17 protein-coding genes are annotated in these 14815 nt (G+C 38.7%); 15 read left to right on the forward strand and 2 right to left on the reverse strand.

Annotated features, from left to right (window positions below; genetic code table 11):
* The first annotated feature begins 16 nt into the window (after positions 1-16).
* Genes I573_RS06950 through I573_RS06960 form a run of 3 tightly spaced genes read left to right on the forward strand, consistent with a single transcriptional unit; the run spans position 17 to position 1599 of the window.
* On the forward strand, positions 17-223 hold the full coding sequence (locus tag I573_RS06950) for a YqgQ family protein (RefSeq protein WP_016185735.1): 207 nt from the start codon (positions 17-19) through the stop codon (positions 221-223).
* Complete coding sequence (locus I573_RS06955; protein WP_016185734.1) at positions 224-1183, forward strand: ROK family glucokinase; 960 nt, start codon at positions 224-226, stop codon at positions 1181-1183.
* Between the two features lie 17 nt (positions 1184-1200).
* Positions 1201-1599 carry a rhodanese-like domain-containing protein gene (locus I573_RS06960; protein ID WP_016185733.1) on the forward strand — a complete coding sequence of 133 codons (399 nt, stop codon included), beginning with the start codon at positions 1201-1203 and terminating at the stop codon, positions 1597-1599.
* A 28-nt stretch (positions 1600-1627) separates the two neighbouring features.
* Here the strand turns inward: I573_RS06960 and I573_RS11395 are convergent, their stop codons facing one another.
* Entirely contained in the window at positions 1628-1795 is a 168-nt protein-coding gene (locus I573_RS11395) for a DUF3042 family protein (RefSeq protein ID WP_016185732.1), read from the reverse strand.
* Between the two features lie 152 nt (positions 1796-1947).
* Between I573_RS11395 and I573_RS06965 the strand changes: the two genes are divergently transcribed.
* The 9 genes from I573_RS06965 (at position 1948) to argS (ending at position 11420) form a co-directional block, all read left to right on the forward strand.
* On the forward strand, positions 1948-3105 hold the full coding sequence (locus I573_RS06965) for a galactokinase (protein ID WP_016185731.1): 1158 nt from the start codon (positions 1948-1950) through the stop codon (positions 3103-3105).
* A gap of 36 nt (positions 3106-3141) precedes the next feature.
* Complete coding sequence (galE, locus tag I573_RS06970) at positions 3142-4131, forward strand: UDP-glucose 4-epimerase GalE (protein WP_016185730.1); 990 nt, start codon at positions 3142-3144, stop codon at positions 4129-4131.
* Between the two features lie 12 nt (positions 4132-4143).
* Positions 4144-5622 carry a UDP-glucose--hexose-1-phosphate uridylyltransferase gene (gene galT, locus I573_RS06975; protein ID WP_016185729.1) on the forward strand — a complete coding sequence of 493 codons (1479 nt, stop codon included), beginning with the start codon at positions 4144-4146 and terminating at the stop codon, positions 5620-5622.
* 13 nt (positions 5623-5635) lie between these two features.
* Entirely contained in the window at positions 5636-6613 is a 978-nt protein-coding gene (locus I573_RS06980) for a LacI family DNA-binding transcriptional regulator (protein ID WP_016185728.1), read from the forward strand.
* Positions 6614-6731: 118 nt separating this feature from the next.
* A complete protein-coding gene (gene tsaB / locus I573_RS06985; protein WP_016185727.1) occupies positions 6732-7451 on the forward strand; it encodes a tRNA (adenosine(37)-N6)-threonylcarbamoyltransferase complex dimerization subunit type 1 TsaB in 720 nt (239 codons plus the stop codon).
* Positions 7405-7953, forward strand: a complete 549-nt coding sequence (rimI, locus tag I573_RS06990) for a ribosomal protein S18-alanine N-acetyltransferase (RefSeq protein ID WP_016185726.1) — start codon at positions 7405-7407, stop codon at positions 7951-7953. Before tsaB ends, rimI (I573_RS06990) begins: the two co-directional genes overlap by 47 nt.
* Complete coding sequence (rimI, locus tag I573_RS06995) at positions 7950-8396, forward strand: ribosomal protein S18-alanine N-acetyltransferase (protein ID WP_016185725.1); 447 nt, start codon at positions 7950-7952, stop codon at positions 8394-8396. Before rimI (I573_RS06990) ends, rimI (I573_RS06995) begins: the two co-directional genes overlap by 4 nt.
* On the forward strand, positions 8393-9421 hold the full coding sequence (gene tsaD, locus I573_RS07000; RefSeq protein WP_016185724.1) for a tRNA (adenosine(37)-N6)-threonylcarbamoyltransferase complex transferase subunit TsaD: 1029 nt from the start codon (positions 8393-8395) through the stop codon (positions 9419-9421). Before rimI (I573_RS06995) ends, tsaD begins: the two co-directional genes overlap by 4 nt.
* Before the next feature lie 307 nt (positions 9422-9728).
* Positions 9729-11420 (forward strand): arginine--tRNA ligase, encoded by a 1692-nt coding sequence (gene argS, locus I573_RS07005; protein WP_016185723.1) that lies wholly within the window; start codon positions 9729-9731, stop codon positions 11418-11420.
* 42 nt (positions 11421-11462) lie between these two features.
* Here argS and I573_RS07010 read toward each other — a convergent pair whose 3' ends face one another.
* On the reverse strand, positions 11463-11924 hold the full coding sequence (locus I573_RS07010) for an arginine repressor (RefSeq protein WP_016185722.1): 462 nt from the start codon (positions 11922-11924) through the stop codon (positions 11463-11465).
* Positions 11925-12186: 262 nt separating this feature from the next.
* Here I573_RS07010 and rpsB point away from each other — a divergent pair, with 262 nt between their 5' ends.
* From rpsB to pyrH, 3 genes are all read left to right on the forward strand, one after another.
* Positions 12187-12966 (forward strand): 30S ribosomal protein S2, encoded by a 780-nt coding sequence (gene rpsB / locus I573_RS07015; RefSeq protein ID WP_016185721.1) that lies wholly within the window; start codon positions 12187-12189, stop codon positions 12964-12966.
* A 92-nt stretch (positions 12967-13058) separates the two neighbouring features.
* On the forward strand, positions 13059-13940 hold the full coding sequence (tsf, locus tag I573_RS07020; protein ID WP_016185720.1) for a translation elongation factor Ts: 882 nt from the start codon (positions 13059-13061) through the stop codon (positions 13938-13940).
* Between the two features lie 152 nt (positions 13941-14092).
* On the forward strand, positions 14093-14815 hold the full coding sequence (gene pyrH, locus I573_RS07025; protein WP_035020756.1) for a UMP kinase: 723 nt from the start codon (positions 14093-14095) through the stop codon (positions 14813-14815).

A 14815-nucleotide genomic window follows, 5' to 3' on the forward strand; every position in this document is an offset into this window, starting at 1 on the left:
GATGAGGAGTTCGCCAATGGAAACGCTCTATGATGTACAACAGTTACTAAAACGCTTTGGGATCATCGTGTATTTAGGAAAGCGTCTTTATGATATTGAGTTTATGACATTAGAAGTGAAAACACTATATGATAGTCGTTTGATCGATCGTGATACGTATTTATCAGCGCGTACCATTTTAAAACGTGAACATCATATTGAAGAAAGTAGAGGAGAGAAGTAAATGGATAAAAAAGTAATTGGAATCGATTTAGGTGGGACTACAGTAAAATTTGCGATTTTGACGCAAAGTGGAGAAATCCAACAAAAATGGAGTATTCCAACGAATATTTTAGACGAAGGCACACATATTGTTCCAGAAATCATTGAGTCAATCAATCATCATCTATCTTTGTTCACTATGAAAGCAGAAGATTTTGTCGGTATTGGAATGGGGACACCTGGAAGTGTGGATCGCCAAAAAGGAACAGTTATCGGTGCGTATAATTTAAACTGGAAAACGACGCAATGGGTAAAAGATGAGATCGAAAAAGGAACTGGAATCCCGTTTTTTATCGACAATGATGCCAATGTAGCTGCTCTTGGAGAACAGTGGAAAGGTGCTGGAGAAAATGCACCGGACGTGGTCTTTGTGACTCTTGGAACTGGTGTTGGTGGAGGAATCATTATGAATGGTCAATTATTGCACGGCGTCGCAGGTGCTGCCGGTGAGATTGGCCATATTACAGTCGATCCAGATGGCTTTATGTGTACATGTGGGAAAAAAGGTTGTTTAGAAACGGTATCAAGTGCAACTGGAATCGTACGTGTGGCGCGCAAAATGGCAGAAGAATACGCTGGAAGTTCTGAACTGAAAACGTGGTTAGATGATGGACAATCGATTACGAGTAAAGATGTGTTTACTTCAGCTCAAAATGGCGATCATTTTGCGAATTTAGTTGTAGATAAAGTGTGTTATTTCTTAGGATTAGCCGCTGGAAATATTGGAAATACACTAAATCCGTCAAGTATCGTTTTAGGCGGTGGCGTTTCTGCAGCAGGTGAGTTTTTAAGAAGTCGTGTCGAAGAGCATTTCTTGAATTTCACGTTCCCACAAGTTGGCGAATCAACAAAAATCAAATTAGCGGAATTAGGAAACGATGCAGGGGTCATTGGTGCAGCATCGTTGGCGATTAGCAAGTAGAGAAGGGTTGGATTAGGATGAATTTTTTACAAGGATTAACACTCGTTTTATTTTTAATCATCGTAGGTATTGGATTAAATTGGTTGTACTACTATATTTTAGGGAAACGATCAGCAACCATGTTAGATCAAGAAGCGTTTAAAGAAGGAATGCGTAAAGCACAAATAATCGATGTACGTGAAAAAGATACATTCGACGCAGGTCATATTTTAGGTGCACGTAATATTCCGTATACCGTTTTAGCACAGTCTTATGCGTCGATTCGTAAAGACCAACCTGTGTATTTATATGATACTGCGCGTGCGTTAAGTGTACGTGCAGCAAATAAATTACGTAAACAAGGTTATAAAGACATCTATATCTTAAAAGATGGCTACCAAACGTGGACTGGAAAAACAAAAGCGAAGACAAGATAAAAAAAATCCCGCAATTGCGGGATTTTTTTTATCTTGCGTGACTCTTACGGTGAGCTTTCTTACGATTCTCATCGATCATTGCTTCTTTTTGTTCCATCGGTTCAATCACTTGTTTTTTGATTAATTTTACTAAGCCCATCGCTGCGATCACTGTAGTTGCAGTTCCTGCAAAAAAGCCGGATGTAAATTTTTTCATTAAACCTCACCTCACATAGTTAGTACTTCTATTATGAAGGAAAAGTTAAAAAATGGGAAGTAAAAACCTTTTTGCTAAAATTTACTAAATAAATTGAAAAAATTTAGTAAAAAATGTATAATGAAAAAAACAACAGAAAAGAGGACTTGGACATGGAACATTTAAAAGCACAATTTGAAAACGTTTTTAATGAGAAAGCAACAGCGCATTATTTTGCACCTGGTCGAATCAATTTGATTGGCGAACACACAGACTACAATGGCGGACATGTATTTCCAGCTGCGATCACATTAGGAACATATGGTCTAGTGAGTTCACGTAAAGATCGGGAGGTCCATGTTTATTCTGAAAACTTTCCTGATAAAGGTGTGATCGTATTTAACTTAGACGATCTAGTATATAAAAAAGAAGATGACTGGGCAAACTACCCTAAAGGTGTTTTGGCTTACTTAATTGAAAGCGGTTATCAGCTTGATAAAGGACTCAATATCCTATTTTATGGGAATATTCCAAATGGCGCTGGTCTTTCTTCTTCGGCCTCGATCGAGTTATTAACCGGAATTATTGCTAAAGAAAGTTATCATTTAGCTATCGAGCGATTGGATTTAGTAAAATTAGGTCAAAAAGTAGAAAATCACTTTATTGGTGTGAATTCAGGCATCATGGATCAATTTGCCATCGGTATGGGAAAAAAAGAACATGCAATGTTACTTGATACAAACACGTTGAAGTTTGAGTATGTACCGGCTGTGTTTGGTGAGTATGTCATTGCCATCATGAATACCAACAAACGCCGTGAATTAGCCGATTCAAAATATAATGAGCGTCGTCAAGAATGTGAAGATGCATTAGAAAAAATCCAAACAAAAAAAGACGTACACTCTTTGGGTGAATTAACCGAAGACGATTTGATAGAAGTGGAAGAAATTGTTGCAGACGAGACGTTATTTAGACGTGCACGCCATGCGATCACTGAAAATGAACGTACATTAAAAGCGAAATCTGCTTTAGAAACAAATGATTTAGACACATTTGGTCAGCTATTGAATGCCTCTCATCATTCATTAAAAGAAGATTACGCCGTGACTGGAATTGAGCTTGATACGTTAGTAGCGGCAGCTCAAGCTCATGAGGCGTGTTTAGGCGCACGTATGACTGGAGCTGGGTTTGGAGGATGTGCGATCGCATTAGTCAAACAAACTGAATTTGATGATTTTGTTGAAGCTGTTTCAAGTGCCTACGTGAAAAAAATCGGTTACAACACAGATATCTATCAAGCAAGTATTGATGATGGTGCCAGAAAATTATAAGATGAGTAAGGAAACATTAAAGGAGGATATCATAACATGGCAATTTTAGTATTAGGTGGAGCTGGATATATCGGGTCTCACGCAGTAGATCAACTGATTACAGATGGGCAAGAGGTTGTAGTAGTTGATAATTTATTAACAGGGCATAAAGATGCGATTCACAAGAACGCAACATTTTATGAAGGAGATATCCGAGATAAAGCTTTTTTGACAAAGGTATTTGATCAAGAAGAAATTACAGGAGTCATCCATTTTGCAGCAAGTTCTCTAGTTGGAGAATCTGTTGAAAACCCCTTAAAATATTTCAATAATAATGTGTATGGTATGCAAATTTTATTAGAAGTCATGCAAGAACATGATGTGAAACATATCGTATTTTCTTCTACAGCGGCAACGTATGGAGAACCAGAAGTAAGTCCAATTACCGAAACAACACCTACGAATCCGAAAAATCCATATGGCGAAAGTAAATTGATGATGGAAAAAATGATGAAATGGTGTGACGAAGCGTATGGGATGAAGTTTGTTGCCTTACGTTATTTCAACGTAGCAGGTGCAAAAAAAGATGCATCGATCGGTGAAGATCATACTCCAGAAACACATTTAGTTCCGATCATCTTACAAGTTGCATTAGGTCAAAGAGAACACTTGCAAATTTTTGGTGACGACTACAACACACCAGACGGAACTTGTATTCGTGATTATGTCTATGTAGAAGATCTGATTGCAGCCCATTTATTGGCTTTAGAGTATTTACAAAAAGGGAACGAGAGCAATCAATTCAATTTAGGATCAAATAACGGCTATTCTGTAAAAGAGATGTTAGATGCCGCGCGCGAAGTAACTGGAAAAGACATTCCAGCTATTGTAGCACCACGCCGTGCAGGAGATCCAAGTAGTTTAGTTGCCTCTGCAGCTAAAGCAAAAGAAGTATTAGGTTGGGAACCTAAAACAACTGAAATTAAAGAAATCATTCGTACAGCTTGGAATTGGCACGTTCAACATCCAAACGGGTACAATGATTAAGGAGGAGTAAGCATGTCTATCAGCCAAGTGATTACCGATTTTACAACATATGCCATTCAGATAGGTGGATTTATGGAGATGGATCGTCTCTATGTACAAAATCGCTTATTGGGAATGATTGGAGAGACGACTCTGGAAAAAACTCAAGTCAGAGAGGTAGATCGTTTACCAATTGAGTTAGCAGAACAACTTTACCAACGTGCTTTTGAGAATCAAAAAGTAGGGCATGATCCAGTTGAAAAGGAACAGTATATTACGCAGCTGATGGATATTTTAACGCCACCACCTTCTGTTGTGAATGCCTTTTTTGCTCAACATTATGCAACAGATCCCAAAGAAGCAACCGATTATTTTTATACGTTGTCACAGCAAAATGACTACATTAAAACTAAAGCGATCGCTAAAAATATCGCCTTCAACTCACCTAGTCAATATGGTGAGTTAGAGATTACCATTAATTTATCAAAACCAGAAAAAGATCCAAAACAAATCGCAAAAGAAAAAGAAGCCGTACAAAGTGACTATCCGAAATGTTTACTTTGTATGGAGAATGAAGGGTATTTAGGACGAGTGAATCATCCAGCTCGAAGCAATCATCGGATCATTCGAATGAATCTAGACGGTGAATCATGGGGATTGCAGTATTCACCTTATGCTTATTATCAAGAACATTGTATTTTCTTATCAGAGATCCATCGTCCAATGACGATCTCTAGAAAAACTTTTGAACGTTTGTTGCAAATCGTTGAAATTTTTCCGCATTATTTCGCAGGATCCAATGCCGATTTACCGATCGTAGGTGGATCGATTTTATCTCATGATCACTATCAAGGTGGTGCACATGAATTTCCGATGGCTAAAGCGGCAATTAAAGAAACGATCGTGTTACCTTTGTTTCAACATATCCAGGCTGGAATCGTCGATTGGCCGATGTCTGTGATTCGCTTACAAGGTGAGGACAAACAAGCGCTAGTAAATGCTGCAGAGTATATTTTAGCAAGTTGGAAATTATATTCAGATGAAGCTGTAGATATCGTAGCTCATACGACACAGCCGCACCATACGATCACACCGATTGCCAGAAGACGAGGTGCACAATTTGAACTAGATCTTGTCTTGCGTGACAATCATACAACAGCTGAGTTTCCTGAAGGAGTGTATCATCCACATCGAGATATTCAACATATCAAAAAAGAAAATATTGGGTTGATCGAAGTCATGGGACTGGCGATTTTACCGCCACGTTTAAAACAAGAAATGATCGAGATGCATCATTATTTACTAGATGAAGATCATTCATTGTCTGAGATCCATCATAAATGGGCTCAAGAAGTCAAAGCTCGTCGTCAAGAGATTACAAAAGATAACGTAGAAAGAATCGTGGAAGAAGAAATTGGCGCAGTCTTTTTACGTGTGCTAGAAGATGCAGGTGTCTTTAAAGACACACCAGAAGGACACGCTGCCTTTTTACGATTTGTAGCGCAGTTATAAAAGGAGGGATTTTTTGGCAACGATCAAAGATATTGCAACGCGTGCCGGAGTGTCTCCTGCAACTGTTTCACGGGTATTGAATTTTGATACGGAATTATCAGTAGCGATGGAAACGAGGCAGAAAATTTTTGAAGTCGCAGAAGCATTAAATTACCATAAGCACAAGCAAAAAAAGAAGGAAACGGCTTTGATCCGTTACGTTCAATGGTATGACTCAGAGGAAGAACTTTCTGATTTGTATTATCTAGCTTTACGTTTAGGGATTGAAAAAAAAGCAGAAGAGATGAACATACGATTAGTGAAAGAGTCGCTAGATCAACTTTCAGATCTAGAAGTAGACGCTACGATTGCAGTCGGAAAATTCGATGCAAAACAGATTCGCCTACTTGATACAAACGCACATCCTGTTTTATTTGTTGATTCGGATGAAGCAAGAGGAAATCATCATGCGATCGTAGTCGATTTTGAGCAAGGTGTCCAACAAGTGATCGATGCCTTTATCCAAAAAAAACATACTAAGATTGGGATCTTGTCTGGAATCGAGTATACTAAAAAAAGTCATCATATGATTTTAGATCGACGTTTAGTTGCGTTTAAAGAATATCTGACACGCTTAAAATTATGGGATCCTCAGTTTCAATTGCAAGCAGAGTTTACAGTAGAATCGGGGTATCAGGTGATGAAAGAATACCTAGTCACTCATACAGATTATCCAACTGCTTTTTTTGCTTCAAGCGACGCTTTAGCGATCGGTGCGATGCGTGCGATCGCAGAAATGGGATTACGCATTCCAGAAGATATAGCCATTATTGGATTTAACGATGTAAGTGTAGCAAAATATGTCACACCGGCCTTATCGACAGTTCGCGTCTATGCGGAATGGATGGGGGAACTCGCAGTCCAGACGACAATGAATTTGATGAAAGATCCACCTCCTGTCAGCCAGACGATTACGGTAGCAACGGAATTAATGGTACGAGAATCTTCTTAAAGAAACGAGTGGTCTACTTAGAAGTAGATCGCTCGTTTTTGATTTGAATAAGGAGGTTTTTTTCTTGTTTCGATTTGTGGTAAGATAGACAAGAATTTAAGAAAGTAGGGAATGAATGATGAAAACCTTAGCAATCGATACCTCTAATCAAACGATGGCATTAGCCTTGATGGATGAGGATACGATGATCGCGCAAATACAGACCACGGTCAATAAAAATCACAGTCGATCTTTGATGCCAGCAGTTGATTTTTTGATGCACGCGGTTGAATGGGTGCCCACAGATCTAAATCGGATTGTTGTTGCCAAAGGTCCAGGCTCATATACCGGATTAAGAATAGGTGTCACTACAGCCAAAACTTTAGCGCAAACATTGGCTATTCCTTTAGTGAGTGTCTCTAGTTTAGCTGTTTTAGCTCAAAATGTGTCAGCAGATGATCAATTGATTATCCCAATCATGAATGCCAGACGCAAAAATGTGTATGCAGGTATCTACCAAAAAAATCCAGAGTTGACCTCGATCTTAAGTGATCGTCATATTGCATTAGCTGAATTGATTGCTTGGTTAAAACAGGACGGTCGATCTTGTATTTTTGTGGGAAAAGACGTAGAACTATTTAAAGAAGAATTATCTTCAGCTGTAGCAGATGCTTTCTTTGTTGAGGACGAGGCTGCCCAATATCCAAGTGGCGTCAATGCGTTCAAAGCGGCCAACGCGATCGGGGCTATAGAAGATGAAGCACAATTTATTCCAAGTTATTTAAAGAAAGTCGAAGCGGAGGAAAAATGGCTTGAAACACATCAAGAATCTTCTGAGTCGTATGTGGAAAAACTCTGATTTACAACAGCGACATGCGTTTAGATTTACTTACCCACAACGTACCATACAGATTGCCAATCAAGAAATCGATGTTTACCAAGCAAATCCTAATCACATTAAAAACCTTTTAGCACTTGAACGAGAAGTGTATGGAGAGACACCTTGGGAAAAGAGTGCATTTTTACATGAATTTACGTCTTCCTTACCTCATTTGTACTTATGTGTATTTGCAAATGAACAGCTGGTTGGGTTTAGTGGCGTACGTGTATTTCGACAAGATGGACATGTCACCAATATTATTGTCTCTCCTTCTTATCAAAACAGTGGGATTGGCACATTAATGATGCAAGAACTTGAGCGATTCTCACGTCAACAAACTTGTGTATCGATGTCGTTAGAAGTTCGCAAAAGCAATTTGGACGCGCAACGTTTTTATCGAAAGTTACAGTTTACAACGACGCTTGTAAAACCAAATTATTATGAACGTGAAGACGCACTTGAAATGAGGAAATGGTTATGATTCATGCATTAAGTAAAATGACAGATAAGCAAGCAGAACACCTGTATCATTTAGCTCAAGCTTGTTTTGATGCTTCTCCTTGGACAAGTGAACAATTCCAATCAGAAAGCACATTGCCGTATTCTACTACACTCGTGTTGAGTCAAGGTGATCGAGAAATTGGATTTTTAGTCTATCAAGAGATTGCCGATCAAGTCGAAATTTTATTGATTGGCATTCATCCGATGTATCGAAAACAAAAGCTAGCCACACAATTACTTACATATATGTTTTCTGCAACTAAAGCAACAACTTATCTTTTAGAAGTTCGAGCATCTAATGTCGCTGCTTATCAGTTGTATCAAGCCCATGGATTTGTACATTATCATACGCGAAAATCGTATTACACGCATCCTTTAGAAGATGCATACTTGCTTAAAAAAGAAAGTAGGAACACGCAATGAGTGAATTAATTTTAGCAATCGAAAGTAGTTGCGATGAAACAAGTGTCGCCGTAATTCAAGATGGAGCTATCATTTTGAGTAACATCGTCGCATCGCAAATCAAAAGTCATCAACGTTTTGGTGGTGTCGTACCCGAAGTAGCCAGTCGTCATCATGTCGAAGAAGTAACTACTTGTATTCAAGAAGCGCTTTTAGAGGCCAATGTAACCCCTCAAGATCTAACGGCTGTAGCGGTCACACAAGGTCCAGGACTAGTCGGTGCCTTATTGATAGGGATCACTGCAGCCAAAGCCTTCGCTTGGGCACACCAATTGCCATTGATTCCAGTCAATCACATGGCTGGACATATTTATGCCGCACGCTTTGTTGAGCCCCTCACGTTTCCGTTGATGGCTTTATTAGTCAGTGGTGGCCATACAGAGTTGGTGTATATGAAAGAAGCTGGATCGTATGAAATTATTGGTGAAACACGAGACGATGCAGCAGGAGAAGCTTATGATAAAGTCGGACGTGTTTTAGGGTTATCATATCCAAGTGGTAAAGAAATCGATCAAATGGCCCATTTAGGAAAGGAATCTTATCCATTTCCACGTGCAATGATCAAAGAAGACCACTTTGATTTTAGTTTCAGCGGATTGAAAAGTGCCTTTATCAATTTAGTGCATAATGCTGCTCAAAAAGGTGAGGTATTAGATGCAAATGATTTGGCGACAAGCTTTCAAGCAAGTGTAGTCGAAGTGTTGGTGAACAAAACGATTCGTGCGTGTCGACAATATCCGGTAGCGCAATTAGTGGTAGCGGGTGGTGTAGCAGCAAATCAAGGCTTGCGTGAAGCGTTGATTCCACACATGCAAGAAGCATGTCCTAATACTCGTGTGATTTTTCCGCCATTGGCATTATGCGGAGACAACGCGGCGATGATCGGTGCAGCCGCGCATGTAGAATTACAAAAGAACCATCTAGCTGATTGGGAGCTAAATGCTGTACCGAGTTTAGCCTTTAAACGCAAAGACAATGAAGTTTAGACTAGAAAAAACGGATGATCTTTGCTATAATCGGGTGTAGTTTTTACAATTTGACACATGAGAAAGTAAATTTATCAGCTCTACAAAGCGAGTTTAGAAAAGGTGGAAGCTAGACAACCTGATAAAATGAAACGCACTCAATCGTGTATTGGTCAGATGACCACGGTTAGCTATCGTTAAAAGTGGAGTCGATTTGCCTATAGGCGAATAAGTAGAGTGGTACCGCGGGAAATCTCGTCTCTAGTCAGCTAGGAGCAGACTAGAGACTTTTTTTATGAAAATAGAACTATATCAAAGGAGTACAATCATGAATAACAAAGAAATCGTCGCAAAAGCGATCCATCAAGTCGTTGCCGAACAATTATCATTTGAACAAGTGGTTCAATTATTAGAAAATCCAAAAAGCCCAGAACATGGAGATGTTGCGTTTCCAACATTTGCCTTGGCGAAAGCTTTTCGTAAAGCTCCCCAAATGATTGCAGCAGATTTAGCTGAAACGATCGATGGCGCAGCATTTGAAAAAATCGAAGTCGTAGGACCATATTTGAATTTCTTTATGTCAAAAGGTGCAGTAAGCCAACAAGTGCTACATGATATTTTGAAACAAGGGACACATTTTGGAGATGCTAGTATTGGACAAGGTCAAAACGTGCCGATCGATATGTCCTCACCAAATATTGCCAAACCGATCTCAATGGGGCATTTGCGTTCTACAGTTATTGGAAATTCTTTAGGCTTGATTTTAGAAAAAGTCGGGTATAACCCAGTTCGTATCAATCATTTAGGCGATTGGGGCACACAGTTTGGAAAACTGATCGTAGCTTATAAAAAATGGGGTTCAGAAGAAGCGGTCAAAGCACAGCCAATCAATGAATTATTGCGTTTGTATGTAGAGTTTCATGAACAAGCAGAAGAAAATAAAGCATTAGAAGATGAAGCACGTGCTTGGTTTAAAAAATTAGAAGACAACGATGAAGAAGCTTTACGTCTATGGAAATGGTTTAAAGAAGAGTCGATGAAAGAGTTCAATAAAATCTACGATATGTTAGATATCTCATTTGATTCTTTAAATGGTGAAGCATTCTATAATGATAAAATGGATGAAGTCGTAGAATTATTAGAAGAAAAACACCTTCTAAAAGAAGACCAAGGTGCAGAAATCGTAGATCTATCAGCCTATGACCTAAATCCGGCATTGATTCGTAAATCAGATGGCGCGACCTTATACATCACACGTGATATGGCTGCAGCTTTATACCGTAAACGTACGTATGAATTTGCAAAATCACTTTATGTTGTGGGGAATGAACAAAGTTATCACTTTAAACAACTAAAAGCCGTATTAAAAGAAATGGGCTTTGCATGGTCTGATGATATGCAACATATCCCATTTGGGTTGATCACAAAAGATGGTAAAAAACTATCTACTCGTAAAGGGAAAATCGTTTTATTAGAAGAAGTACTAAACGAAGCGATCGAGTCAGCAAATGACCAGATCAGTGAGAAAAATCCTGGTCTAGAAAATAAAGCAGAAGTCGCAAAACAAGTTGGTGTCGGGGCTGTTGTTTTCCATGATCTAAAAAATGATCGCTTAAACAATTTTGACTTTACGTTAGAAGAAGTCGTACGTTTTGAAGGCGAGACCGGACCTTATGTTCAATATGCGCGTGCGCGTGCAATGAGTATTTTACGTAAAGCAAACTTCACTGTATCCACTGAACAAGACTATGTGTTAACGGACGAAGGCAGCTGGGAAGTGGTAAAATTATTACAACAATATCCAGAAGTAGTGTTGGCCGCAGCTGAAAAATATGAGCCATCGATTATTGCGAAACATGCAATTAAATTGTCACAAGCATTTAACAAATATTATGCCAATACGAAAATCTTAGCAGAAGATGATCAAAAAGAAGCACGCTTAGCCTTAGTTTATGCCGTAACGCAATTGATCAAAGAAGATCTGCGTTTACTAGGACTAAAAGCGCCAGATCAAATGTAAAAAAAACGAAGAACAGCTCAAGCAGCTGTTCTTCATTTTTTTTTATAAGCGAGACAAGAAAAATTCAGCCAATTCTTCTGCATCTTCTACAGATTTCGTAATAATGACAATCGTATCAAAACCAGCCAAAGTGGCTACTTTTTGCTCGAGTGTATATTCATCTAATGCTGCGGCTAACAATTGAGCATTATTGGGCAACGTGTGTAAAATAGTTAAAAATTGCGCAGTATCTACTTTTGTTACATGTTCTTGAATCAGCTGATTTAGACTAGCTGCTTGTTTTTCTTCACTAGGGACGGTCATTTCTTGGAAAAGAACAAAACGATTCTCTCCATTTAAATCTGGTGTTTTGACGATTTTCAAATCTCTAATATCACGAGAAATTGTTGCTTGTGTAGCATCCACACCTAATTCTTTTAAACGGCCTAACAATTCTTCTTGTGTATGGATTGACTCTTGATGAATCAGGTCTTTAATGACTTGATGGCGTTGTGCTTTTCGCATCTAATAGACTCCTTTGCATAAAAATTCATCCCCATCATATCAAATTCCGGTTTAAAAGCCTAGTGGTTTTCTTTCAACTGTGACGAGTCAAAAAAGAATGAAGAAAATAGTTGCATTTCATTTGGAAATTCGCTATAATCTATCAGGTGTGATAAACACAAATCCACATTTTATTTTATTATGAGAGTGGTGCTGAAAATCAGTTCTCTCATAAGTTATGAAATAAAAGAGGAACTATAAAACCAATCGGAGGAAACAAATCATGGCAGTAATTTCAATGAAACAATTACTTGAAGCCGGCGTACACTTTGGTCACCAAACTCGTCGCTGGAACCCAAAAATGAAGAAATATATCTTCACAGAAAGAAACGGAATCTACATTATTGACTTACAAAAAACAGTTAAATTAGTAGATGCTGCATACGACTACATGAAAGCTGTTGCTGAAGACGGCGGCGTTGCTTTATTCGTAGGAACTAAAAAACAAGCGCAAGATGCTATCAAAGAAGAAGCATTACGTGCTGGACAATACTATGTAAACCACCGTTGGTTAGGTGGAACATTAACAAACTGGGAAACAATCCAAAAACGTGTTTCTCGCTTGAAACAAATCAACAAAATGGAAGAAGAAGGTACGTTTGAAGTCCTACCTAAGAAAGAAGTTGTAGGAATCAAAAAAGAACGTGAACGCTTAGAAAAATTCTTAGGCGGTATCGCGGATATGCCTCGTATTCCAGACGTAATGTACATCGTTGACCCTCGTAAAGAGCGTATCGCTGTTCAAGAAGCGCACAAATTAAATATCCCAATCGTAGCGATGGTGGATACTAACTGTGATCCAGATGAAATCGATGTAGTAATCCCATCAAATGACGATGCGATTCGCGCGGTTAAATTGATCACTGCAAAAATGGCTGATGCTTTCATCGAAGGAAACCAAGGTGAAGATCAAGTCGTAGAAGAAGATTTTGTTGCAACAGAAGCTACTTCAATCGAAGAAATCGTTGACGTAGTTGAAGGTTCTAACGAATCAGCTGAATAATTGATATTCAATGGAGCTGTTTCAAAGGCTAGGCGTATGCCTTTTTCTCCTTTGAAACAGCTTTTTTTAAAAAAACTTTAGGAGGAACAATAATGGCTCAAGTAACAGCTAAATTAGTTAAAGAATTACGCGACATGACAGGCGTAGGAATGATGGACGCAAAACGTGCATTAGTTGAAGTTGATGGTGACATCGATAAAGCAGTTGATTTATTACGTGAAAAAGGAATGGCGAAAGCGGCTAAGAAAAATGACCGTATCGCTGCTGAAGGATTAGCTTCAGTTGCAGTAGACGGAAACGTTGCAGCAATCGTAGAAGTAAACTCAGAAACTGACTTCGTTTCTAAAAACGAAAAATTCCAAGAATTAGTTAAAGAAATCGCTGAATTGGTTGCGAAAAACAAACCTGCAGATTTAGAAGCAGCGATGGCGATGCCTACTGCTAAAGGAACTGTTGAAACTGATTTAATCGAAGCAACACAAGTAATCGGTGAAAAAATTAGCTTCCGTCGTTTTGAAGTTGTTGAAAAAGGCGACAACCAAGCATTTGGTGGTTACCTACACATGGGCGGACGTATTGCTGTATTAACAGTAATCGATGGTTCAACTGATTCAGACGTAGCAAAAGATGTCGCAATGCACGTTGCAGCAATCAACCCTCGTTACGTAAACGAAACTCAAATTCCTCAAGAAGAATTAGATCACGAAAAATCTGTTTTAACAGAACAAGCATTAAACGAAGGCAAACCTGCCAATATCGTTGAAAAAATGGTTGTTGGTCGTCTAAACAAATTTAAAGCTGAAATCTCACTTGTTGACCAACCTTTCGTTAAAGATCCTGACTTAACAGTTGAAAAATACTTAGCAACTAAAGGCGCTACAGTAGAATCATTTGTACGTTTTGAAGTCGGCGAAGGTATCGAAAAACGCGAAGATAACTTTGTTGAAGAAGTTATGAGTCAAGTGAAAAAATAATTCTGTTCATTGAGCAGACGGGAACGCATATTTATGCGCTCCCTTTTTTTTGAGAATTTTCGTTTTGATAAATTGACGCAAACTTCTCATCAAATGTGACGATTCAGTAAATAATGTGCTAAAATAAGCATATAACTGTGATGGAGGATAAGATAGTGAAACCAAAATACCAACGTGTTGTATTGAAATTAAGTGGCGAGGCGTTAGCCGGAACAGAAGGATTTGGGATTAATCCCCCAGTTATTAAAGAAATCGTAAAAGAATTAAAAGATGTACATGATTTAGGTGTAGAACTTGCAATCGTTGTCGGTGGCGGAAATATCTGGCGTGGACAAATTGGTGCACAAATGGGAATGGAACGCGCACAAGCAGACTACATGGGAATGCTTGCGACCGTTATGAATGCCCTAGCTCTACAAGATACATTAGAAAATGCTGGAGTACCAACACGTGTGCAAACTTCAATCGAAATGCGTCAAATCGCTGAACCGTATATCAGACGTCGTGCAGAACGTCATTTAGAAAAAGAACGTGTAGTGATTTTTGCTGGAGGAACAGGAAATCCTTATTTCTCTACGGATACAACAGCTGCATTACGTGCTGCTGAAATCAATGCAGATGTCATCTTAATGGCGAAAAATAACGTCGATGGCGTGTATTCAGCAGATCCAAAACTCGATAAAGATGCAGTGAAATTTGAAGAATTGACACATATGGAAGTCATCTCAAAAGGATTACAAGTTATGGATTCAACTGCAAGTTCATTAAGTATGGACAACGATATTCCGTTGCTTGTATTTAATTTAAATGAACCTGGTAATATCCGCCGTGCAATTTTAGGCGAAAATATTGGTACAACTGTGAGGGGGAAATAA

The sequence above is a fragment of the Enterococcus sulfureus ATCC 49903 genome (genome assembly GCF_000407605.1).
GTDB classification, from domain to species: Bacteria; Bacillota; Bacilli; order Lactobacillales; family Enterococcaceae; genus Enterococcus_G; species Enterococcus_G sulfureus.